The sequence below is a fragment of the Mucilaginibacter sp. Bleaf8 genome (genome assembly GCF_018390515.1).
Taxonomy (GTDB): domain Bacteria; phylum Bacteroidota; class Bacteroidia; order Sphingobacteriales; family Sphingobacteriaceae; genus Mucilaginibacter.
In genome coordinates, this window is record NZ_JAHBBK010000001.1 from 857,073 (window position 1) to 877,446 (window position 20,374).

The window sequence follows — 20,374 nt, forward strand, 5'->3', positions numbered from 1 at the left end:
ACTACATAAATTTTTTAAACCTAAACCTTAATGATATTAATTCTAACAGACAAAAATGATGCACATGCAAATCATGTAATAAAACAAATCATATCTGAACGATTACCTTACTATAGATTTGATTTAGACGTTGATTCTATATCAAAAACCCATTGTACTTTCGTTAACAGCAAATTCATGATTAGCCAAAATGGTAGAAATTGTAGCTTTAACGATATAAAATGTGTATGGAGCAGAAGGACATTCATTGAACTTCATCTTGAAGAAACATATGATCAAAGTAATGACTTCAAGCTGTGGAAAAATGAATGGAATAAAACATTAGTAGGTATATATAATAGCTTAAAACATTTACCATGGTTGAACCCCTGGAGGCAAGCATATGCAGCAGAAAATAAATATCTACAAATTGAGATTGCTCAAAAGCTTGGATTCTATGTTCCGGAAATGATAACAAGCAATGATATTAATATTTTAAAGTCTTTTATGCTTGAACATGATTCAGTCGTAATGAAGTTAATGAACCAAGACTTTTATAGAACAGAAGATGGAAAATTTAAGGGCATATACGTTAACAAACTTTCCATAGATGATTTAAAATCTTTTGGTGATTGTCAAGAAAACCCTATTGTGTTGCAACGATATATAGATAAGCTTTTTGAAGTAAGATATACCGTTGTTGGCAAAAATCACTTTGCTTGCAAAATAGATTCACAGAGTTCTAAAATAGCAAATGTAGATTGGAGGCGATATGACATACCTAATACTCCCCATATAGCAATAGAACCGCCTTTGCAAATAAGAGAAAAAGTCGATATTTTAATGTCTGAATTATCTATTGAATATGGAGCACTTGATTTTATAGTCGACAGGAACCAAAACTGGTATTTTTTGGAAGTCAACTCTATGGGGCAATATCTTTGGACAGAAGATTTAGCAGGATTGAATATTACAAAAGCTATAATTAACTGGTTTAAGATACATTTAAATTAATACACAATGAGAGTTTTTTCTTCAAAGTTTCTCGAGGATTTCGCGACGGAACAAATTTTACCACAAGATCAATGGAATTGGCAGCCATCTAATTCAAGCATGAAAGAAATTTATGCTTCTGGTTCCAAAACAGGTACAAGACAATCAACTTATGCTGCAGAGAAAGATAACGAATCTGACAGTGATAGGCCAAACGAAGGTAGATAAACACTTGCAGTATCTTAACTGTACAGTTTATTCAACAAAAAAAGCATGGCCTAACCCGCCATGCTTTTTTTTAATCTACAATTTCACCACTTTACCCGCACCTGAGGTATGGGACTCTATTTGTGGGGTACCCCGGTAGTAAATGGTGCCGCTACCCGATAGGTTGGCTTTCAGGTAGTCAAGTACGTTTACCTTGGCTTCGCCGGAGCCACTTATTTTTATTTCGGATGTTTTGCTGATGTGGTTGGCGGCCTCCATGTTACCGGCACCGCTTATACTAAATTTCTGGCTGTTGCTCTTGCCGCCTAACAATTTGATATCGCCGCTGCCGCTTATTTCAGCCTCTACCCTGTTGGCCGTTGCGTTGTCTATACTGATGCTGCCCGCGCCGGATACGCCCAGGTTCAAGGTACCGTTGGTGGTAAAACCGTCGTTGTGCACCTCCATGCTGCCTATGCCGCCGGTGTACAGGCCCGCCACGCTTGGCATGGTAATGTGTACGGTTATGTCTTCTTCGCCTATACGCTTGCCGCTTTCGGGCTTTATGTTCAATTTGCCGTTATTTACTGAGGTTTCAATGGCTTCCAAAACGTTGCGTTGCGCTTCAATGGTGATGCTATAATCAGCACCGGTGGTAATAATGGCTTTGCCCGACAGGCGGTAGTCAATTGCCGTAAAGTTCTTCTCATTACGGCTCTCCGTTTGAATGGGACCGTGCCCATCTACTTTTTTGCACGAAGGACTTATCAGCCATAGCATAATCAGCCCGGTAGCAATTGTGAGCCAATGCATAGCGCAATAGTTTTGTGTAGCCGGGTAAATACGGTTTTTCCAGGCTTTGGTAAAGGTTTGGTATATCATGGTATCAAAAATTTCACCTTAAGACACCGCCAAGCCAGCTTACCCTTATGCCTGTTGCAATAATTTTTCAGGAAATAAGATTATACCCGTATAATCATCGACTTAATTACCGTATCCAGCTCTTCGGCACTTTGCTTAATCATGTCAAACATGGCCTGCTGTGGTTCGGTCATATCGTCGGTATCTATCACCTGCATCAATCCCAAAATATTGGCCAGCGGCTTGCGCACCACGTGCGATTGGCTGTAGCTGATTTCCTGTAGCGTGCGGTCGCGCTCATCTATCATTTGGCTGGCTTCGTTTAAACTTGCATTGAGGCTCTCTACCCGTTTTTGCTGGCGCAGGCGGCGCTCGTGTATATTGGTGCACGAACCAAACCATTGGGAAATATTACCGCCCTCGTCCATATACGGTGTAGCGCGCAGCAGATACCAGTCGTACCGGTTTTCGCCGCAGCATATGCGCACCTCGCCATCAAACGGAATAGCTTTTAACACGGCCCTTTCCCAGCGTTTACGCATTCGCGGCTGATCGCCGGGATGAAAAAGTGCAAAAAGATCAACCTGCTGGTTACTTATTTTTGATACATGAAACTCCTCATAAAAGCGGCTGTTCACAAAGCTAATATCGCCGCCCGGTTGCGCCGTCCAGATAATATTGGGAATTACGTTACAAAGGGTTTCAAAGCGCTTGCGCTCTTCTTCGGCCATGCGTTTGCCGCGCAGCAAATCTGCCTCGTGCTTTTTACGGTCGGTTATTTTTACAAATACCGCATTGACCACCTCGCGCTCATCGCCCGGCGCTTTTAAAACTACGGCATTATACAAAGAGGGTACGTAGGTACCGCCCGGCACGGCAATATCAAAATTGATTTCATTTACCGAACCTTGGCGGGCCAACAGCGGCATAATGATCATCTGGTAATATAGCTTACCCCCTACGCTCAGCAGGTCAGAAAAGCGTTTTTTTCCAATCACATCTTCCTTACCCAGCTCCATCCAGTTCAGCAGCGTTTTGTTGATGCTGATGATGGTGCCATCGGTATAGTAAGTTAAACATCCGCAGGGAATGTTTTCGAACATGAAATCGGTGAGAGGCATAACAATAGTTTAGTACCCGGAAAACTATTAATTGAGTAAATAGTTTTTAATGGTTTTGATTACTTCCTGCGGTGCACTCAGGTGCGGGCAGTGGCCGTTGGCGTTCAACTTAACCATCGTATTGCCGGGTGTATGGTCGGCAATGTATTGTGTAGCGCTGGCTGTAGCTAAAATATCTTCCTCGCAGATTATAGACAAACTGGGCACCTGCAGCATTGAAAGATACGGCCGGTTGTCTGACAGAAATGTAGCGCGTGCAAAGTTGGCTGCAATGGCCGGATCATACTCTATCCAATCATTGGCAAAGCCCTCGCCCAGTTCGGGGCGGTCGGCATTGCCCATTATGGCAGGTGCCATAGCACGGGCCCAGCCCTGGTAATTGTTATCCATCACCTCAAACAAAGCATCCAGCTCGGATGGGTTAATACCACCGGCATAGTTACCATCATTAAGGTAGCAGGCCGAAGGACCTAAAAATATGAGTCGTTTAAAATAAGCCGGGCTTTCAATAGCGGCCAGCATACCGACCATGCAGGCAACCGAGTGCCCTACAAATATGGCGTCTTTTAATTGCAGCGCCTGGCAAATATCCAGCACATCTTCAGCATAGCCGCGCAGGGTTTTATATTTGGTAGCACTGTAGGCACTAAAATCGGAATTACCACAGCCTACAAAATCAAAAAGCACCACACGGTATTGTTCGCTCAGGGCATTGCTTAAATGGCGCCATGCATTCTGGTCGCCGCCAAAGCCGTGGGCAAATAGGATGGTTTGCGGGCCGTTACCCACAATGTTTACGTTGTTGCGAAGTAAAATATCGGTCATATATATGGCCTTATACGATACCAACAGGGGTTTGGATGTGTTAAGCCCCAAATATATTCCTGAATGCTATAAGAATATCGGCTCAGTTAAGAATAGCGATTGGTTTTAACCGGCAGTTCGCCTACTACCTCCATTTGCGGATACAGCTTACATTCAGCGTAAAAGCGCAAACCTTTTTTTACTAAGGCCAGCGGCTGGTTTTGGTAGCCATGCGTTTCGAACGCCATCCACCAGCTGAATATTTTTCCGTAAAAATGAAGTTCGCCAGTGCGCGGTGTAAACGCTTGCTGGTGCAAAGGATAAATATTGATACGCAAGCCGCTTCGGCGGTGATAAAGGTACTGCAATGAAGTACGCACGTTGTTGTTGATGACCGGCAAAAGTTGAAAAGTTTCGGCATGCATAATCGTGAACTTAAGGCAGCCCAAATTAGGCAAAAATGTAACTGACAGTAAGTAATATTTTAAGATTTTTGACCGGCTGCAAAGCAGGCTTAAAACAGGCGTTATTGCCATTTATATATTATTCTGCTTAAATTAGCCAGCCGATGCATTTGGCATCCATCTGCCCAATAACGATGAAAGATAAATATTTTTACTTACCGACAATTCCTTGTTTAACTGCCCTGGTGTATATGGCTATGCTGGGTTTAGGCTGTAAGCCCAAGCCTGCCCCGGTTGTGCAACAGGACAAGCCACCGGTAATAAAAAAGATATCGTTTAAAGAGATAGAAGGCATACCCTACACCGAGGTAAAACGGGTGTATGACAACGGCCTTTCATTCGGCTCGGAAGGCTATCAGCTGATACCCGATTGGCAAATTACGTTTTTACCGAAAGACTCTATGCGCATATACAGCCCCAAGCTAAAGCGCTTTGTAATTACCCCGGCCATGGTAGATCATGGCAACGTGGTAAACCTGGCCTGGTCATGGTTGCGGGTAATGAAGATGAGTAAAGACAGCCTGGTATTTAAAGTGTTGCACGTAACCCGGATTATTGAAGACGGCAAACCACCCATCTTTTTAACCTTATACAGTAATGATTACATAAAAAACGTGCTCCATAAAACGCCGGCAGAGATGATACGGCCCAGCCGCAGGGATACGCTTTTTATACAAGAAAAGGTAAAGCAGTCAAAAGCCGACTACAGCAAGGCATTTGCTGCAACCACCCCGGTAACGTTAACCAGCATAAACACCAAAGCAGCGGTAAAACGCCAGCCGGTGAACGTTGACCCGCTGAATAATATTTATCCGCAGGATGCTTACCTGTCGCCTACTTTTGAAGTAACTATTCGTAAATCGTATAGCAACTTTGACCATTTCATGCTGGTTGTAGTAGACGAGAACGGCAAACTGCACTTTATAAAATCGCTCGATTATATGATGGATGACGGCGAACAGGAAAGCCACCTAAAGGCAATGAAGGGAATTGTGGATGGGTACTTGTCATACTATTTTAAGGCTACCCCGGGCAAAACATTGGGCATTACACATGCGAGTGCTATCATGATAAAAGCTATTGGCATAGCCGATTGATGAGAACACACCTTAGCTTAGGGTTGTAAAAGCCATATTTACAGTCTATTAAACGCTACACAACCAACTGCAACCGCCTACAATAAAGGACTTGTGTAGTATTTTACATACAACTTATTGTTGTATGTAAAATACTGTTTCAAATTATTTAGTAGGCGCTACCCTTCTATTACACAGACCACAGGCGAGTTAATAATTTTTATTATTATTTAAATACATTTTCCATATACATGGTATGCACTTTGTATTGTAGGCTTACAGTACACACCAACACATTAACTAACGAATATGAAATCAATCATAACAACTCCGGAAACACCAATGATGGGAAATGTAACAGAAGTGGCGAGTTTACACATGGTGTCAAAAACGCCGGCAGGTGATTCGGTTTCTCCATATCCAATTTCACGTCAGGATTATAAAGTGGTTTACAAAAAAGATGCTAATGGCTACTGGAGCTTTGTTCAGTGCGATTGCATTGAAGTAAACTAACAACAGTTAGCAACGCTTAACGATATTATAAAAACAGCCGGATGGGTTTAGCAAAGCTAAGCACATCCGGCTGTTTTGTTTTTGAACCCTCCCGTGTGTTGGATACTGCCTATCTCATCAAAACTGACAATTATTAAAATCTTAATATTCACCTAACAATTAATATACATTATATACAGAATAAATATTTTTAATATTTATACACTTTGTAATTGCTTTATTCATAAGGTTTTTCGAAATTTGATTTACAACCACAGTAAGTTATTTTTTTATGTGGAAATGATAACTGATCATAAAAGTTTCACCGTTATGACTTACAAAGAACACGCTTTTACCGAGCACAATAATAGTACAGCTAAGATCAAAAACTTCTTCAAGCTGTCTATTTTACTGGCATTCGCCTTTCTTATTATTTTGCTGATTCTGCCTTATTTTGAAAAATACATGCTGAGTAAGTAAACACACTGCATGTGTTTTATAACCGCTTGAGTATTTGAATTGTCTGTATACGGTGTAATACGGTGGTGATAGCTTTTGCTTATGCGAACCCATGCCCACTAAACAACTTGTTACAAATAAGAAAGCGGCTCCGAAAAACATTCGGAACCGCTTTATATTGATGTCTGATTATATTATCACACAGTTGATGGGTTTCTGATAACGCCAATCAGTAATGAAATGATGGCAATTACCAGTAAGGCATGAATTAAACCAGATGCTGCATAAGCAAATACGCCAATCGCCCATCCAATAATCAGAATAACAGCGATGATATACAATAGTGATCTCATGGTAGATAGAATTTAGTTTGTTATTTAATTATTTACACTGTATCAGTATCAAAACTGTGCCAACTTAACCTGCAAGCAACTTTTGTGATACTGAGTATAAAAAATGCCTGATTTTTGCTACAAAAGTGTCTAAAAGGGTAAATAGATGCTGTTGTAAACGCTATCAATAGCTATAACCCCAAGCCATTTAACTTGCTTTTCCTTTGTTTTCCCAGTGGTCTTTAATGATTTCGCCGTCCGGACCCAGCTTCAAACGGCGTGCATAGCGCTCGCCCTTGATCTGCCCGCTCTCATCCCGTTGGCCCATAAAGAGTAGTATTGGGCGGCCAGCTTCGTCTGTTTTGAAGGCCAAATCGTAACGTTTAAATGTTGTTTCAATCATCCGGTCAGGTTCGTATACCTTGTTCAAAATTTTCAATACTTCTTCTCCTAGTTTCATAGTTTTATTACTTTTCATAAACCAACTATATTACCTGCTAAATAGTTTCAGCGCGTTAAAAATGCAGCCATGGCAAACCAAACCAGCAATGTAGTGGTTATAGAGCCATACACTTAAATTTAAAACACATCATCATGGCAAAGGCTAAAAAAGAAGAGACCAGCGGTATCACCGCATATTCAGTGAAAACCAAAACTAAAAACGTACCCATGATTGACCCGGTTATCGACGTAAAATCAGGTCGTTATATAGCTACCGGTAAAGACAGCGAAGGCAACAAAATGGCTGCTATTATGGGCAAAGCCACAGCCGAAGAGCATATCAAAAAAGGTAATGCTAAAAAAGGAAGCGGTTGGGAATAATGTTATAGTGCCGGATATTACCTGTTCTACAGGCAGGTATCCGGCATTTTACTTAACCAAAACTTAAACACAATACCCCCGCAGGTGTTATCTATCTAAAAATAACACCATTATGAAAAAACCCATTTCAAGACAGGCACACGGTATAGCCGATTATGGATATGCCCTGTTAGTATCGGCCCTGCCCGAACTGGCCGGTTTTACAGAAGAAAAAAAAGCTACCACACTTTGCCGCGCCCTGGGTGGCGGAGCACTGGCATACAGTTTATTTACTAAAGCTGAGTGGGGCGTAATTCGCACCATACCCTTCAAAGCACACTTACTGCTCGATTTTTCGGCTAATTTATTTGCGTTAGGCTCACCGTGGTTGTTGGGTTTTTCTAAAAATAAACGTGCGCGCAATGCCGTGATGGCCGCAGCCTTAACGGGTCTGCTTACTTCTATCCTAACCGAAAACGAAGAGATGGATGAATGGAAAGCGCCGTCAAAATGATACTGCGCTGATATAAACCGTTAAACTTTGCCCTATTCACAACTGTTGACATAAATATCAAAACACAAATTATGGCTAACACAGTTTCATTTCAAAAAACATTCAACCTGGGCGGCGACCTTACCATTAATCGCTTGGGCTACGGCGCCATGCGCATTACCGGCGAAGGTATATGGGGCCCGCCAAAAAATCATGACGAAGCGATAAGTGTGTTAAAGCGCGCTGTTGAACTTGGCGTAAATTTTATAGACACGGCCGATAGTTATGGCCCGTACGTATCCGAAGAACTGATTGCCGAAGCACTTTACCCTTACCCTGCCGGCTTAGTGATAGGCACCAAAGGCGGTTTAGTACGCACCGGCCCTAACCAATGGCCGGTAAATGCCCATCCAGATCACTTAAAGGAAGCCTTGGAAGGCAGCTTAAAGCGACTGAAACTGGAGCGCATTGATCTGTACCAGCTGCATCGTATTGACCCACAGGTACCGGCCGAAGACACCTTTGCATTTTTGCAAAAAGCACAGCAGGAAGGTAAAATTAAACACATTGGCCTATCAGAAGTAAGCGTAGAGGATATTCAGAAAGCGCAAGAATATTTTGAAGTGGTATCCGTACAAAATATGTACAGCGCCGATAACCGCAAATGGGAAAGCGTATTGCAGTATTGTAAAGATCATAACATTGCATTTATTCCATGGTACCCGCTAAGCGGAGGTAATATTCGCGCTATGGAAGTATTGAAACGCGTGGCCGACAGGTATCAAGCTACACCGCATCAAATAGCATTGAGCTGGCTGCTGCACCATGCCGATAATATTTTGTTGATACCAGGAACATCGAGCGTTGCCCACCTGGAAGAAAACATGAAGGCTGCCGAAATAGTGCTGACCGAAAATGACATGCAGGAACTGGATAGCATTCCGCAGGTATAATAACAAACCTCAGGTAATAAAGAAGGCTTTAAAGATATTCTTTAAAGCCTTTTTTGTGCATAATATTAATGTTTGCCCAACTAAATCTATATATTCCTGCCTTTAGCAAACCTGCCCAAGCTGTTAAAGGTGATCAATAAAGGCAATATTTTATCCTAAAATCCGTCTCAATAATTTAGGTATGCTCATAATTTTTTGTAACACTACTACTCAATATTCCGTATTGTACTACTGCATTGCCTAAAGCAAAAATATAAGCTGACACTAATACCTATTTTAAACTGTAATTTCTGGATGCTATGCCGCATAATGAGCTGCAACGACTACAAGCCGTTAAACGTTTTTTGAGCCTGGATTTAAATAAGGATAAAGAATTACAAGAGATTGTTGAATTGGCGTCCGAGCTTTGCGAAACACCCATCGCGCTGATTACCCTCATCACCGAGGATATTCAGTACATGAAATACAAAGTGGGTACCGATCTGGAGCAGATTGCCCGGGAATTTGCGTTTTGCAACGAAATGATTGAGCAGGAAGATATGCTGGTTGTACCCGACACCCATCAGCACCACAACTTTTGTAACAACCCCTACGTAACCGGTCAGCCTAACATTCGCTTTTATGCAGGTGCTCCCCTTATTACGCACGATGGCATGTTTTTAGGCTGCCTGAGCGTATTGGATACCCAACCCCGTAGCTTTTCTGCAGCGCATCAGAAACTGCTCCGGGTATCAGCCAAAAGGGTGATACAGATCATGGAGTTTGATTTAAGTTTAAAGGTATTGAACCAGCAATATTTCCAGGCAAAAGATTCGGCAATAAAACTCCGTTCTTTCTTTGAGAGTTCAGCCGAATGCCATCTGCTTATTGGTACTCATTTCGAGGTTATTGTTTTCAATAAAAATATGGCCGAGTTTACCCAACGGGTTTACGGCATTAAACTTTACCAGGGTATTTCGATAAATGAAGTTTTGGAAGGCGAAGAACTGAATGCATTCAAAAGCAATTACGAATTAGCGCTAACCGGCGTTCCGGTTAGCCTGGAACGTAAAATGAACTATAACGGCGAAGATATTTGGTGGGCTATTACTTATACACCCTGCCTAAATGCTGATAGTGAAGTGATAGGCGTATCCTACAACGCGCGTGATATCACCAGGCACAAGCTGCACAAACAACAGATTTTAGACCAGAATGAATCGCTCAGAAACATTGCTTACGTACAATCGCATGAACTGCGCAAGCCAGTGGCTTCCATTATGGGTTTGATGCATATTTTTGAAGAAGAAGGCTTTACGGCATCAAAAGAAGGCCTGATGATAATGAAGCAAGCTGTAAACGACCTTGACACACAGATCAGAAAGATTGTAAGCTATACAGAAGGTGTTTACGCCAACAGTACAGAAAAGCAAACATAATAGCAAAGTGTGGGGAGCGAAGAACGAGGTTTTTACTTTCCCCGATCTCCGCTCCTATCACTCGGTAGCACTTAAACAATAGCTTGTTTAAACGGTTTTACGTCTACGGTTTCCCAAACCTTTTGCAGAACGTAAGGGTCGTTATTTTTCCAGGACTCCATTTCCTCATCTGTTTCGAACTGCACAATCATGCTCGAACCTATCATTTGTCCTTGCTCATTTAAAATTGCGCCACCAACCACAAAGTTGTTGCCCGACTGTAGTTTCTTGATATTATCTAAATGGTGCGGGCGAACATCTAAACGGCGCTGCAAAGCACCTTCATCTTTATAATCATAAGCGGTAACCAGATACTGTTTCATGGTGTGTTATATTGATAAGTATATCTTTAGTAAGTAAACAAGTATACAAATAGTTTCACTATGCCTGTAGCCGCTTCATGCAAATAATGCAACGCACTTAAACATTCAACCAGATTTCATGTTATAGTTAAACAACCGCAACACCTGACATGAAATTTCTCCGCAACCTTGCCATATATTATATTGTATTGGGATTACTATGCGGCGTTACATTTGCACTTTTCGGATTTTTTTGGATTGGCGTTGTAGGTTTGGTATTACTTGCCGCTTATTACATAGCTAAATACTTTTTTAAAGTTGAAGCGATATTACCGGGCCTTTCTAAATGGGCTAAGCGGCTTCTTAGTGCTTTTTTAATACTGTTGCCCATTCTAACCCTCACAGGTATTGAACTTTATTATCACCGCTCTTTTAAACAGCTTATTGTTATTCCCGATAATTACGAGGGACTTGTTATTGTAGCTTATGAAAACGGCCAGGTTAACAATGAAGCCTGGCAAGATGGCTATCGCCTCATAAAGGCGGATAGCCGGGGCTTGGCCAAAACCAGTTTTGAAATGCCGGAACATATTGTAGCCACACTAAGCGAAACGCGTATATGTTATACTGGTAATTTGAGCAAAAGCCTGCCTATAGAATACCATGCACCTGTTAACCATCAAAATGAGCCCACCGCCTATATGGTTGATTTCACAGACAATTACCAGATATATGTAATCACAAGCGACTTCAACAATTTTTTTGTGCCACAATCATCAAACGAACTGAAGGCGGAGGTAGATAAGAAATTATCGTCAATAATGGAGGAGATTAAGGTTAAATACCATTAAGGGAGCAGACTGAATTTCCAAAATCTGAAACAGTGCTTGCTTTCAGCCGTTTTTTTACAATATTTGTTTCTCTACAACACCTAAAATGAACCAACATCTATCTCAGGAATTTCAACAAGCTTATAACCAACAGCCACAGGCTACATTTTTTTGTCCGGGCAGGATTAACCTTATAGGCGAACACATAGACTATAACGGCGGCCTGGTAATGCCTTGCGCTATAGATTTTGGCACAACATTACTGATAGCACCCAACACGGAAGGTGTATTTCGGTTGCGCAGCCTTAATTTTGATGAAACGCTGGAAATACCCGTGCAAACCGCTTATGAAAAAACTGGTCGCGAGTGGTACAATTACCCATTGGGTGTAATGCACCATTTTGTTCAGGACGGCAAAGAAATTAAAGGCTTAGACATGCTTTACCATGGCAACCTGCCTATCGGTTCGGGCTTGTCATCTTCTGCCTCTATTGAGATTGTAACCGCCTATGCGCTGAATGAATATTTTAAAAGCGGCTATACCAAACTGGAGCTGGTTATACAGGCCAAATCTGTCGAAAATAATTTCATTGGCCTCAACAGCGGCATCATGGATCAGTTTGCCGTAGCATTTGGCGAAAAAGATAAAGCACTGATGCTGAACTGCGATACGCTTGATTATGAAGCTGTAGATGCTAACCTGGGCGACCATGTACTGGCCATCATCAGCACCAACAAACCCCGCAAACTGGCCGAATCCAAATACAACGAACGCGTTAAGGAATGCCAGGAAGCACTGGCCGACCTGCAAAAGGAGTTAAGTATAGATTATTTATGCGACATCGATGCAGAAACCTTCCGCAAGCACCAGCATCTGATCACCAACGAGGTAGTTTTAAAACGTGCCACCCACGTAATTGAAGAGAATGACCGCGTAAAAGCAGCAGCGGCAGCCCTATCGGCAGGTAACTTGCAGGAATTTGGTCAGCTGATGTACGCCTCGCACGAATCTCTGCAAAACTTGTACGAAGTGAGTGGCCTGGAACTGGACACCATTGTAGCCTACAGCAAAACCGATGCTAACGTTACAGGCGCACGCATGACGGGTGCCGGCTTTGGCGGCTGTGCCATTGCCCTGGTTAAAGCGGATGCTTTTGACGATTACAGCAAAAAGGTTACGGCGCATTACACGGAAATTGTAGGCTATGAACCTTCTGTATACCGCACCTCAATTAACGATGGTGTGCGTTTGCTGAGTGGCGAATAAATACCTGAAATCAATTTTATTGAATATTTTTGTACGGTAGTCTGTGCCTTGGGCACAGACTACTTTTTTTATTTATATACTTTGTAACTAGCCTCATGCAGGGAGATAATCATATACGAAAATTAAAATTGGATGAACTGAACCGGGTATCGGTTGATGAGTTTAAAGCACAGGAAAAGCTACCCGTAGCCGTGGTGTTAGACAACGTACGCAGCATGCATAATGTAGGCTCGGTTTTTCGTACCGGAGATGGCTTTGCAGTGGAACAGGTTTGTTTGTGCGGCATAACCGGTCAGCCACCACACCGTGAAATTGAAAAAACGGCGCTCGGTGCTACCCAATCCGTAAACTGGACCTACTATGCCGATACTGTGCAGGCCGTTGAGCAATTGCGTAGCGAAGGCTACCAGATTATTGCCGTTGAGCAGGCCGAAAACAGCGTAATGCTTAATAATTTCAAACCCGAAGCCGGACATAAGTACGCGCTTATTTTCGGTAATGAGGTAAATGGCGTAAGCGAAGAAGTTATGGCCCGCATTGACACCTGCCTGGAAATTCCGCAGTTTGGCACCAAGCACTCCTTCAATATAGTCGTATCAGCCGGCATTGTGTTGTGGGACTTTTTTGCTAAGCTGAATTTTTAACAAATTTATAGCATGAGTGTACTTGCCAAAAAACTCTTAGTAAAGCCCGGGCAACGCTGGCTTTTGTACAATGCGCCCGAAACTTATTTGTCGGTACTGGAGCCATTGCCCGACGGCGTTGTGCTAACTTTTGTACCTGAGAGTGAGGTGAACGGCATACAGCTTTTTGCTAAAAATTCTGCCGAATTAGGAATTAGCCTGCAAGCTTTACAACCGGTACTCAAGCCTGATACAATATTATGGATTATGTACCCCAAAAAAACATCGGGTATTGCAACTGATTTGGTCATGACACGTAACTGGAAGGAAACCGACATCTACGCGCTGCGTCCGGTGGCTTCCGCCGCCATAGATGCGACCTGGACTGCATTGCGCTTCCGTCCTGAAGAACAAACAAAAACATCGGTCACAAGCAACAGTGAAATAGGTACTACTACCTATGCCGAATATATTGATGTAGTGAATAAAACCATTACGCTGCCGGCATCCATTCATGAAGTTTTGCAGCAGCATGCCCCGGCTTTAAGTATCTTCGAAAAGTTATCTTACACCAACCGTAAAGAATATTTGCTGTGGGTACTCACTGCCAAGCAGGAAAAAACTCGTACCGACAGGATGCAAAAAATAGCAGATAAGTTACTAAGCGGAAAGAAAAACCCGTCAGATAAATAGTTGAGACATCAGCGCATTGTCAGTATAAAATAAAAAACTGTCGCTAATAATATTAGCACCGATATTTTATTTATTTTTGGAATAGATGTATGCGATTGTTGATATTGAGACTACGGGCGGGCATGCCAGCGCTAACGGAATTACCGAGATAGCGATATGTATTCATGATGGGAAGGAAGTTGTACAACGCTACCAAACATTGGTTAACCCCGGCCGGGAAATACCTGTTTATATACAATCATTAACTGGTATCAGCAACGATATGGTGCAACAAGCACCATATTTTAAGGATGTGGCTTATGAAATTCACAACCTGTTGCAGGGGCATATCTTTGTAGCCCACAACGTTAATTTCGATCATTCTTTCGTTAAACATCATTTGGCAGCAGCCGGATATGATTTGCAGTGCAACAAGCTATGTACCGTGCGCCTGAGCCGCAAGATCATTCCCGGCATGGCATCTTACAGCCTGGGTAAATTATGTCATCAGCTGGGTATAGGCAATTCGGCCCGGCACCGGGCCGGTGGTGATGCTGATGCCACTGCGGAGCTGTTTACGCTCCTTTTAAGTAAGGACGAAGACAACCATATTCCACTTGCTGCCAGGCAACGCTCCAAAGAGCAGGTGCTGCCCCCTAACCTGCATACGCAGTTTATTGAAAAGCTGCCCCCTACACCGGGGGTATATTATTTTCATGACCAGAAGGGCAAGGTGGTATATGTAGGTAAAGCCGTAAACATTAAAAAACGGGTGGCCAGCCACTTTGCTGGTAACAACTCAGGGGCACAACGGCAGGAATTTATGCGGCATATACACCGCATCAGCTACCAGGAATGCGGCACCGAACTGATGGCCCTGCTTACCGAAGCTGTGGAAATAAAACGCCTGTGGCCAAAATTCAATCGCTCACAAAAAAAGCTGGAGTTTAATTTTGGGTTATATACTTACGAGGACCAACGCGGTTATTTACGCCTTGCGGTTGATAAACGCCGCAAATACTCCGTACCGGTACATACCTGCAGCTCACTGCTCGATGGCCGGAATATTTTATTGCGTTTGATTGATGAGTTTGAGCTATGCCCTAAGCTATGCTTTATACAAACCAATACCGACGCTTGCACCGGTGCCAAAAAGGAAACATGTGCCTGCACCGGCCAAGAAACCCCAACTGATTATAACCAAAAAATCAATCAGGCTATAGCTACCTTAAAGCAGACACTGCCTACCTTTTTGATACGTGATGAAGGCCGTAAGGACGATGAGCATAGTTGCATTTTAATTGAAGAAGGTCGCTTTTACGGCATGGGGTATATTTCGCAGTACTTTGCAGCCGAAAACTTAGAGCATATCAAAAAACATATCGTACCCTACCCCGGCAACGATTATATGCAGAATATGGTGCTCAATTATGCCGAAAAACATCCGTGGAAACGTGTAGACTTTCAAAGCATAAATGAAGCAGCGTTAGAAATACATGTTTAAACATACAATTGCCATAATAATGTCAATATAGCGGTAAATACATCTGTGTTTAACCATATATTCAAACTAAGGTGCTATGTTCGTGTTAAACGATAACAAACATACAACCATGGCAAAAATTCTTCACGTGATTTCGAGCCCGAGAGGCGCGGCATCAAACAGCATTAAATTAGGCAACGCAATTATTGATCGTTTAAGAGAAAATGATGCGGCAGCTGCAGTAACAGTAAGAGATTTAACCAACGGCCCGTTCCCTCACCTGGAAGAAGCACACTTAAACGCATTCTTTACACCGGTTGAGCAACATACAGAAGATAACAAAGCAGCTATCCGCCACTCAAACGAAGCTATTCAGGAAATTTTTGATGCAGATGTAATTGTGATTGGTGCACCGATGTACAACTTCACCATTCCATCAGTATTAAAATCATGGATTGACCATATTGCACGTGCTGGTATCACTTTCAGATACACTGCATCAGGCCCGGAAGGCTTGGTAAACGGTAAAAAAGTTTACGTAGCTGTAGCTACAGGTGGGGTTTACAGTTCTGGTGATGCGTCATCATATGACTTTGTAACCCCATACCTAAAAGCATTTTTGGCTTTCATTGGTCTTACTGATGTTACCTTTATCCGTGCCGAAGGCTTTGCCATTGGCGATTTGCAAGCAACCGCTCTGGATAAAGCTATCGACAGCATTTCTTTGTAAGTACATAATCACATATAAAAAGCAAAGCGCCTGTGCAATTGTACAGGCGCTTTGCTTTTTATTACCGTACGCTATATTATATAATACCGGCTTTTTCCAACTCTGCCTGCATTTGCTGTTGCAACGCCAGCGCCTCGGCACGGGCTGCTTCGGCAAAGTCTTCGCCGTTGGATGCATAGATGATGGAGCGTGAAGCATTTACCAGCAGACCACAATCTTTGGTTATGCCATAGCGGCAAACTTCTTCCAAGCTACCACCCTGCGCACCAACGCCGGGTACCAACAAAAAGTTATCAGGCGCATGCTTACGTATGTTTTCAAATTCTGGTCCGCGGGTGGCGCCTACCACAAACATGGCGCGTTCTACACCGGCCAGTTCATTGGTGCGGTTCAAAACAGCTTCGTACACCAGTCCGCCGTTGGTTTCCAGGTACTGGAAATCGCGGCTGCCAGGGTTTGATGTTAATGCCAGCACAATGATCCACTTGCCCTCGTAAGCCAGGTAAGGTGTTAAGCTATCGTGCCCCATGTATGGCGTTATGGTAATGGCATCAAAACCCATTCCGGTGGTGGCTTCATCAAAAAAGGCTTTGGCATACTGGTCGGATGTATTGCCAATATCGCCCCTTTTGGCATCAATTATACTCAGGCAACTTTTAGGCAGGTGCTGGTAAGTACCAATCAAACTTTGCCAGCCGGCTATGCCACGGCTTTCATAAAAAGCAGCGTTTGGTTTATAGGCTACACACAAATCATGCGTAGCATCAATGATACGCTTATTGAATTCCAGAACCGGATCCGGATAATTGTTTAAAAAGGACGGTATTTTTGCAGGATCGGTATCTAAACCAACACACAAAAATGACTTCTTTTGCTTTATTTGTTCAATAAGCTGCTGACGGGTAAGCATAATTAAGAAAATTTAAAATATTTCAGGCTTCAAAAAAACTAAAAATAGCCGTAAGTGTTAGGCTGGTATAAATCTTTTTTAAAGATTTTTGTTTTTGAAAAATTATAGGTATAATTGCAGCGTTTCCAATACAATTTTTCTTGCACTAAAGAAAGATTCAAAAAAATCCCGCGTTGCTTAAAACTTGTAAATTTTTCAGATAGCGCCTTACAGCTGCAAGACAATTTTCTTTTTAATTACTAATAATCCTTTGTGAATTATATCTCATCTCATGCCTGAAACACTCGAATTGAATGACAAGCTTGTGTCCGAACTACGTCAAATAGCGAAAGACCTGGGTATTGCTGAAGCGGATGACCTACGTAAGCCACAATTAATTACCCGCATCAACGAGCAGGAAAAGTTAATTGAGGCTGCCCGAGCCCAACAAGATACTTTAGATAATAACTATAGCGCCACTAATAATGCTGAGGCACCAGCCGAAACAGAAGAAAAACCGCGCAAAAGAACCCGTACCACTAAAACCAAAACAGCCAAAGCTGCTGCTGAAGAAGCAGGCGCTGATCTGTTTGCCGCACCTGAACCGGTTGTGGCAGCCGAAGCACCGGCCGAACCAATACCGGCTGTTGAGGAAGCTCCTGTTGCCGAAGTTGCCGAGCAGGCACCATCTGCGCCGGCGGCACCAGCTGCCCGCCCTGCCAAACAAGGCAACGAGCAACGTGAACGCCGTTTTGAGCAGCGTGAACGCCGTCCTAATAACAAAGACGGTAATCAGAACCAAAACGGACCTGGTACTAATCAGAATCAAACCAACCAGAATCAGGGCAATAATCAACAAGCGCAAAGAAATCAGGAACCAATTAACCTGGATTTTGATAATGTGATTGTTAATGAAGGCGTGCTGGAAATTATGCCTGATGGTTATGGTTTCTTACGCTCATCAGATTATAACTACCTGACTTCGCCTGATGATATTTATGTATCTCAGTCGCAGATCAAATTGTTCGGTTTAAAAACCGGTGATACCGTTCGCGGCAGCATCCGTCCGCCTAAAGAGGGCGAGAAGTATTTCCCGCTGGTGCGTGTTGAGGCCATCAATGGCCGCATACCGGCAGAAGTACGCGACCGTGTACCTTTTGATCACTTAACGCCGCTTTTCCCGTCAGAAAGATTGAACCTGTTTACCGACGGCAGCAACTACTCCACCCGTATTATGGACCTCTTTTCCCCTATCGGTAAAGGTCAGCGTGGTTTGATTGTGGCACAGCCAAAAACAGGTAAAACCATGTTGCTGAAGGATGTGGCTAATGCGATAGCCAAAAACCACCCGGAAGTATACCTGATTATCTTACTGATTGACGAGCGCCCTGAGGAGGTTACTGATATGGCTCGCAGCGTACGTGCCGAAGTGGTATCATCAACATTTGATGAGCCTGCCGAACGCCACGTAAAAATTGCCAACATTGTGCTTGAAAAAGCAAAGCGTATGGTTGAATGCGGACACGATGTGGTAATCTTACTTGATTCCATCACCCGTTTAGCCCGTGCTTACAATACTGTTGCGCCGGCATCAGGAAAAATCCTGTCGGGTGGTGTGGATGCCAACGCACTGCACAAACCGAAACGCTTTTTTGGTGCTGCCCGTAACATTGAAGATGGCGGTTCATTAACCATTATTGCTACGGCACTTACCGAAACCGGCTCTAAAATGGACGAGGTTATCTTTGAAGAATTTAAAGGTACCGGTAACATGGAGCTGCAGCTGGATCGTAAATTATCTAACAAACGTGTATTCCCTGCCATTGATATTACGGCATCGAGCACCCGCCGCGATGACCTGTTGCTGGATCGCGATACATTGCAACGTATATGGATATTGCGTAACCACCTGGCCGACATGAATTCGCAAGAAGCAATGGAATTTTTGCTGGGTCAGATCAGGGGAACAAGATCAAACGAAGAGTTCCTGATTTCAATGAATTCATAAACTCTTTTGTTCAAGGTTTTATAAGATTGGCGGGGTTAGAATTCCATTAAAACCTCACAATTTTATAAAACCTTAACATTAATTGGCTACCTTCATCGCCAACAATGAGGAAACGCGTTCAAAAGCATGTACCTAATGCTATTACCTGTGCCAACCTGTTTAGCGGTTGCGTAGGTATTGTTTTTGTAACATTACAGGATAACCTGGTTTATGCAGCTTACTGCATTTTTTTAGCCGCCATATTTGACTTTTTTGATGGCCTGGCCTCACGCGTACTTAAATCATTCTCAGTAATTGGTAAGGACTTAGATTCGCTGGCCGATATGGTAAGCTTTGGCGTACTGCCTTCTCTTATCATGTACCAACTGTTTTTGAAAGCGCCGCAGATTGACCATGTAAGTACTTATCTAAACTTTGTTGCTTTCCTGATCCCTGTATTTTCGGCACTCAGGCTGGCAAAATTCAACCAGGATACCCGGCAGGTGGAAAACTTTATAGGATTGCCTACCCCGGCCAATGCCATACTGATCGGGTCTTTTCCGTTAATTATTAAAGATCCCAGCCATTACGACTTCTTTATTAACTTTATACTGAATCCATTCTTCCTGACCTTGTTTGTGGGCATCATGTGCATGCTACTGGTAATAGAAATGCCGCTCATGTCGCTCAAATTCAAGAACCGCGATTTTCAGGGAAATATTTATCGGTATTTCTTGCTGATGATTTCGGCAATTCTGATACTATTTTTTAAATTTGCCGCAGTTCCGGCGATTATCATAATGTATATCGCCTTATCCGTAATACAATTCAGACTCGTAAAATGATGAAATTCCAGGCCGAAATAGACGTAATGCCTAAAAAAGAAATTCTTGATCCGCAAGGAAAAGCAGTAACCGGCAGCATGAAAAACTTAGGCCTTCCCGAAATTCAAAACGTGCGCATAGGCAAACACATATCTTTTGAAGTTGAAGCCGAAAATGAAGAGGCTGCCCGTGCCAAAACAGAACAAGCCTGCAAAAGCCTGCTGGCTAATCTGATTATGGAAGATTATACAATAACTGTACAAGCAATATAAAAA

26 protein-coding genes are annotated in these 20,374 nt (G+C 42.9%); 18 read left to right on the forward strand and 8 right to left on the reverse strand.

Going from position 1 to position 20,374, the window contains the following annotated elements; translation table 11 throughout:
* Window positions 1-30: 30 nt before the first annotated feature.
* Both KHS38_RS03760 and KHS38_RS03765 read left to right on the forward strand, forming a co-directional pair.
* A complete protein-coding gene (locus tag KHS38_RS03760) occupies window positions 31-993 on the forward strand; it encodes an MvdC/MvdD family ATP grasp protein (RefSeq protein WP_213487175.1) in 963 nt (320 codons plus the stop codon).
* Between the two features lie 6 nt (window positions 994-999).
* The gene (locus tag KHS38_RS03765; RefSeq protein ID WP_213487176.1) at window positions 1,000-1,200 is read left to right on the forward strand and encodes a hypothetical protein; all 201 of its coding nucleotides are present in this window, start codon (window positions 1,000-1,002) and stop codon (window positions 1,198-1,200) included.
* A 75-nt stretch (window positions 1,201-1,275) separates the two neighbouring features.
* Here the strand turns inward: KHS38_RS03765 and KHS38_RS03770 are convergent, their stop codons facing one another.
* The 4 genes from KHS38_RS03770 to KHS38_RS03785 all read right to left on the reverse strand — a co-directional run bounded on the left by KHS38_RS03770 (window position 1,276) and on the right by KHS38_RS03785 (window position 4,390).
* Window positions 1,276-2,061: a head GIN domain-containing protein gene (locus KHS38_RS03770; RefSeq protein WP_213487177.1), complete on the reverse strand. Its 786-nt coding sequence runs from the start codon at window positions 2,059-2,061 to the stop codon at window positions 1,276-1,278.
* Between the two features lie 80 nt (window positions 2,062-2,141).
* Entirely contained in the window at window positions 2,142-3,161 is a 1,020-nt protein-coding gene (locus KHS38_RS03775; protein WP_213487178.1) for a PAS domain-containing protein, read from the reverse strand.
* Between the two features lie 27 nt (window positions 3,162-3,188).
* Window positions 3,189-3,986, reverse strand: coding sequence for an alpha/beta fold hydrolase (locus KHS38_RS03780; protein WP_213487179.1), 798 nt, complete (start codon window positions 3,984-3,986; stop codon window positions 3,189-3,191).
* Window positions 3,987-4,072: 86 nt separating this feature from the next.
* Complete coding sequence (locus tag KHS38_RS03785; RefSeq protein ID WP_213487180.1) at window positions 4,073-4,390, reverse strand: hypothetical protein; 318 nt, start codon at window positions 4,388-4,390, stop codon at window positions 4,073-4,075.
* A 173-nt stretch (window positions 4,391-4,563) separates the two neighbouring features.
* On the opposite strand from KHS38_RS03785, the gene KHS38_RS03790 reads away from it, so the two are divergent.
* The 3 genes from KHS38_RS03790 (at window position 4,564) to KHS38_RS03800 (ending at window position 6,477) form a co-directional block, all read left to right on the forward strand.
* Window positions 4,564-5,526 (forward strand): hypothetical protein, encoded by a 963-nt coding sequence (locus KHS38_RS03790; protein ID WP_213487181.1) that lies wholly within the window; start codon window positions 4,564-4,566, stop codon window positions 5,524-5,526.
* Window positions 5,527-5,814: 288 nt separating this feature from the next.
* Complete coding sequence (locus KHS38_RS03795) at window positions 5,815-6,018, forward strand: hypothetical protein (protein ID WP_213487182.1); 204 nt, start codon at window positions 5,815-5,817, stop codon at window positions 6,016-6,018.
* A gap of 309 nt (window positions 6,019-6,327) precedes the next feature.
* Window positions 6,328-6,477 (forward strand): hypothetical protein, encoded by a 150-nt coding sequence (locus KHS38_RS03800; RefSeq protein WP_213487183.1) that lies wholly within the window; start codon window positions 6,328-6,330, stop codon window positions 6,475-6,477.
* 176 nt (window positions 6,478-6,653) lie between these two features.
* Here KHS38_RS03800 and KHS38_RS03805 read toward each other — a convergent pair whose 3' ends face one another.
* Window positions 6,654-6,809 carry a lmo0937 family membrane protein gene (locus KHS38_RS03805; RefSeq protein WP_213487184.1) on the reverse strand — a complete coding sequence of 52 codons (156 nt, stop codon included), beginning with the start codon at window positions 6,807-6,809 and terminating at the stop codon, window positions 6,654-6,656.
* A gap of 187 nt (window positions 6,810-6,996) precedes the next feature.
* On the reverse strand, window positions 6,997-7,248 hold the full coding sequence (locus KHS38_RS03810) for a hypothetical protein (RefSeq protein ID WP_213487185.1): 252 nt from the start codon (window positions 7,246-7,248) through the stop codon (window positions 6,997-6,999).
* Between the two features lie 134 nt (window positions 7,249-7,382).
* Between KHS38_RS03810 and KHS38_RS03815 the strand changes: the two genes are divergently transcribed.
* The 4 genes from KHS38_RS03815 (at window position 7,383) to KHS38_RS03830 (ending at window position 10,453) form a co-directional block, all read left to right on the forward strand.
* Complete coding sequence (locus KHS38_RS03815) at window positions 7,383-7,610, forward strand: hypothetical protein (RefSeq protein ID WP_213487186.1); 228 nt, start codon at window positions 7,383-7,385, stop codon at window positions 7,608-7,610.
* Window positions 7,611-7,722: 112 nt separating this feature from the next.
* Window positions 7,723-8,103, forward strand: a complete 381-nt coding sequence (locus tag KHS38_RS03820; protein ID WP_213487187.1) for a hypothetical protein — start codon at window positions 7,723-7,725, stop codon at window positions 8,101-8,103.
* A gap of 71 nt (window positions 8,104-8,174) precedes the next feature.
* On the forward strand, window positions 8,175-9,035 hold the full coding sequence (locus KHS38_RS03825) for an aldo/keto reductase (protein ID WP_213487188.1): 861 nt from the start codon (window positions 8,175-8,177) through the stop codon (window positions 9,033-9,035).
* A gap of 299 nt (window positions 9,036-9,334) precedes the next feature.
* Window positions 9,335-10,453, forward strand: a complete 1,119-nt coding sequence (locus KHS38_RS03830; RefSeq protein ID WP_213487189.1) for a GAF domain-containing protein — start codon at window positions 9,335-9,337, stop codon at window positions 10,451-10,453.
* Between the two features lie 71 nt (window positions 10,454-10,524).
* On the opposite strand, the gene KHS38_RS03835 is transcribed toward KHS38_RS03830, so the two are convergent.
* A complete protein-coding gene (locus KHS38_RS03835) occupies window positions 10,525-10,815 on the reverse strand; it encodes a YciI family protein (protein ID WP_213487190.1) in 291 nt (96 codons plus the stop codon).
* 149 nt (window positions 10,816-10,964) lie between these two features.
* Here KHS38_RS03835 and KHS38_RS03840 point away from each other — a divergent pair, with 149 nt between their 5' ends.
* From KHS38_RS03840 to KHS38_RS03865, 6 genes are all read left to right on the forward strand, one after another.
* On the forward strand, window positions 10,965-11,645 hold the full coding sequence (locus KHS38_RS03840; RefSeq protein ID WP_213487191.1) for a DUF6843 domain-containing protein: 681 nt from the start codon (window positions 10,965-10,967) through the stop codon (window positions 11,643-11,645).
* Window positions 11,646-11,730: 85 nt separating this feature from the next.
* Window positions 11,731-12,891, forward strand: a complete 1,161-nt coding sequence (locus KHS38_RS03845; protein WP_213487192.1) for a galactokinase — start codon at window positions 11,731-11,733, stop codon at window positions 12,889-12,891.
* A 113-nt stretch (window positions 12,892-13,004) separates the two neighbouring features.
* The gene (locus KHS38_RS03850; RefSeq protein ID WP_213488176.1) at window positions 13,005-13,535 is read left to right on the forward strand and encodes an RNA methyltransferase; all 531 of its coding nucleotides are present in this window, start codon (window positions 13,005-13,007) and stop codon (window positions 13,533-13,535) included.
* 12 nt (window positions 13,536-13,547) lie between these two features.
* Entirely contained in the window at window positions 13,548-14,207 is a 660-nt protein-coding gene (locus KHS38_RS03855; protein WP_213487193.1) for a YdeI/OmpD-associated family protein, read from the forward strand.
* Window positions 14,208-14,292: 85 nt separating this feature from the next.
* Entirely contained in the window at window positions 14,293-15,690 is a 1,398-nt protein-coding gene (locus KHS38_RS03860; RefSeq protein WP_213487194.1) for an exonuclease domain-containing protein, read from the forward strand.
* A gap of 109 nt (window positions 15,691-15,799) precedes the next feature.
* Entirely contained in the window at window positions 15,800-16,399 is a 600-nt protein-coding gene (locus tag KHS38_RS03865) for an FMN-dependent NADH-azoreductase (protein ID WP_213487195.1), read from the forward strand.
* A 76-nt stretch (window positions 16,400-16,475) separates the two neighbouring features.
* Here KHS38_RS03865 and pyrF read toward each other — a convergent pair whose 3' ends face one another.
* The gene (pyrF, locus tag KHS38_RS03870) at window positions 16,476-17,309 is read right to left on the reverse strand and encodes an orotidine-5'-phosphate decarboxylase (RefSeq protein WP_213487196.1); all 834 of its coding nucleotides are present in this window, start codon (window positions 17,307-17,309) and stop codon (window positions 16,476-16,478) included.
* Window positions 17,310-17,580: 271 nt separating this feature from the next.
* Between pyrF and rho the strand changes: the two genes are divergently transcribed.
* The 3 genes from rho (at window position 17,581) to purS (ending at window position 20,371) form a co-directional block, all read left to right on the forward strand.
* Window positions 17,581-19,296, forward strand: coding sequence for a transcription termination factor Rho (gene rho / locus KHS38_RS03875; protein WP_213487197.1), 1,716 nt, complete (start codon window positions 17,581-17,583; stop codon window positions 19,294-19,296).
* Window positions 19,297-19,400: 104 nt separating this feature from the next.
* Window positions 19,401-20,120 carry a CDP-alcohol phosphatidyltransferase family protein gene (locus KHS38_RS03880; protein WP_213487198.1) on the forward strand — a complete coding sequence of 240 codons (720 nt, stop codon included), beginning with the start codon at window positions 19,401-19,403 and terminating at the stop codon, window positions 20,118-20,120.
* The gene (gene purS / locus KHS38_RS03885; protein WP_249665265.1) at window positions 20,117-20,371 is read left to right on the forward strand and encodes a phosphoribosylformylglycinamidine synthase subunit PurS; all 255 of its coding nucleotides are present in this window, start codon (window positions 20,117-20,119) and stop codon (window positions 20,369-20,371) included. Before KHS38_RS03880 ends, purS begins: the two co-directional genes overlap by 4 nt.
* Window positions 20,372-20,374 lie beyond the last annotated feature (3 nt).